This window comes from Bacillus sp. JJ1566, assembly GCF_036962685.1.
Lineage (GTDB): Bacteria > Bacillota > Bacilli > Bacillales > Bacillaceae_L > Ferdinandcohnia.
Genome location: NZ_JBALOP010000081.1, coordinates 1 through 2,129, shown reverse-complemented (window position 1 = coordinate 2,129; position 2,129 = coordinate 1). Strand labels below are relative to the sequence as shown.

The following is a 2,129-nucleotide window of genomic DNA, read 5'->3' as shown; positions in this document are numbered from 1 at the left end:
ATCTATAGGTACCATAATATATTATAGTATCCTCTTCCTATATAATCTACTTACTTAGAAATACGCTCTAACAATTCAGCTCTTTCTTTTTCATAGCCAGGTTTACCTAATAACGCAAACATATTCTTTTTATATGCTTCTACTCCAGGCTGATCAAATGGATTTACACCCATTAATAAACCACTAACTCCACAAGCCTTTTCGAAAAAGTAAACCATCTCTCCAAATGTAAATTCGTCTAGTCTGTCAAGCTCTACAGATAGGTTAGGAACCCCTCCGTCTACATGGGCTAACACCGTACCCTGTGCTGCATTTTTATTCACATAGTCCATCGTCTTTCCAGCTAGATAATTTAAACCATCTAGATTAGATGCTTCCTCACCAATCGTAATATCAAGCTTAGGTTCTTTTACAGTTACAACTGTTTCAATTAGGTCCCTGCGCCCTTCTTGAACATATTGCCCCATTGAATGAAGGTCAGTTGAGAAGTCAACAGAAGCTGGATAAAGTCCTTTTTGGTCTTTTCCTTCACTCTCGCCAAATAATTGTTTCCACCATTCAGAAACATAATGTAGAGATGGTTCAAAGTTAACTAACAGTTCAATGGATTTTCCTTTTCGATACAGCGCATTTCGAACTGCTGCATACTGATAGCTTTGGTTTTCTGCAAGGCTAGGATTACTATATTTATCAGCAGCAGCTGCAGCACCAGCCATCATTTTATCAATATCTAGTCCTGCAGTAGCAATCGGTAATAACCCTACCGCTGTTAAAACGGAATAACGGCCGCCAACATCATCAGGGATAACAAAGGTTTCATACCCTTCTTCATCAGCAAGAGTTTTTAAAGCACCTTTTGCACGATCTGTTGTAGCGTAAATACGTTTTCTAGCCTCTTCTTTTCCGTACTTTTTCTCCATATACTCTCGGAAGATACGAAAAGCAATCGCAGGCTCTGTTGTTGTACCTGATTTTGAAATAACGTTCACTGAAATATCTTTGTCCTTAAGTACATCAAATAAATGTGAGACATATGTGGCACTGATATTTTGTCCAACGTAATAAACTTGCGTTTTGTCATTCATTTGGTTATGGAATGTATGTGATAGAGCATCAATCGCTGCTCTTGCACCAAGGTATGAACCACCAATCCCGATAACGACTAAAGCATCTGAATTGCTACGAATTCTCTCAGCAGCTGCTTTGATTCTAGCAAATTCTTCTTTGTCGAAGTTATGAGGTAGCTCAACCCATCCAAGATAGTCAGAACCTGGTCCTCTTTTCTCGTGAAGCATATCATGTGCTACCTTTACAAATTCACTTAAATATTCAACTTCATGCTCCTGCATAAATGATAGTGCGTTCGAATAATCAAAAGTAATAGACATTTTTATTTCTCCTATTCTTTCCAAGATGTATTTGTATTGAAGGACTACAATACATGCAGACCTTCCTTTCTATTATTTACAGTGCAGATTTCCAATCAGCAGCAAATTTTTCAAGTCCTTGATCTGTAAGTGGGTGCTTAGTAAGCTGCTCAATTACAGAGTATGGAATAGTTGAAATATGAGCTCCAGCCAATGCTACGCGAGTAACGTGGTCTGGGTGTCTTACAGATGCAGCGATAATTTGAGCATTTAAGTTGTGAACACGGAATAGCTCAGCGATTTTAGCTACAAGTTGTACACCGTCTTCAGAGATGTCGTCAAGACGACCTAAGAATGGTGATACATAAGTTGCACCAGCACGAGCTGCTAATAGAGCTTGGTTCATTGTGAAGATTAACGTAACGTTTGTTTTAACGCCTTTTTTAGATAAGTAGCGAGTAGCTTCTAATCCAGCTACAGTCATTGGAACTTTGATTGTGATGTTTTTGTCGCCACCGTTAATTTTTAGAAGCTCTTCTGCTTCAGCGATCATCTCTTCAGCTGTTTCAGCGCTTGGAGATACTTCAGCAGATACACTTTCTACTTCTGGCACAGCTTGAAGGATTTCAGCGATGCGGTCTTCGAATTTAACGCCTTCTTTTACAACAAGTGATGGGTTCGTTGTTACACCAGATAGTACACCCATTTTATACGCTTTTTTAATATCATCTAGGTTAGCTGTATCGATAAAAAATTTCATTT

Annotated in this window: 2 protein-coding genes; both read right to left on the bottom strand. The window is 38.7% G+C overall.

The features are described from left to right. Positions 1 to 50: 50 nt before the first annotated feature. Positions 51 to 1,388: a glucose-6-phosphate isomerase gene (locus V7112_RS23345; RefSeq protein ID WP_335424307.1), complete on the bottom strand. Its 1,338-nt coding sequence runs from the start codon at positions 1,386 to 1,388 to the stop codon at positions 51 to 53. A 76-nt stretch (positions 1,389 to 1,464) separates the two neighbouring features. After that, on the bottom strand, positions 1,465 to 2,127 hold the full coding sequence (fsa, locus tag V7112_RS23340) for a fructose-6-phosphate aldolase (RefSeq protein WP_335424304.1): 663 nt from the start codon (positions 2,125 to 2,127) through the stop codon (positions 1,465 to 1,467). Positions 2,128 to 2,129: the final 2 nt, after the last annotated feature.

What these genes read in the sequence shown, in the direction of transcription:
- V7112_RS23345 (WP_335424307.1), bottom strand. Translation starts at nt 1,388, where the DNA reads ATGTCTATTACTTTTGATTATTCGAACGCACTATCATTTATGCAGGAG.
- fsa (WP_335424304.1), bottom strand. Translation starts at nt 2,127, where the DNA reads ATGAAATTTTTTATCGATACAGCTAACCTAGATGATATTAAAAAAGCG.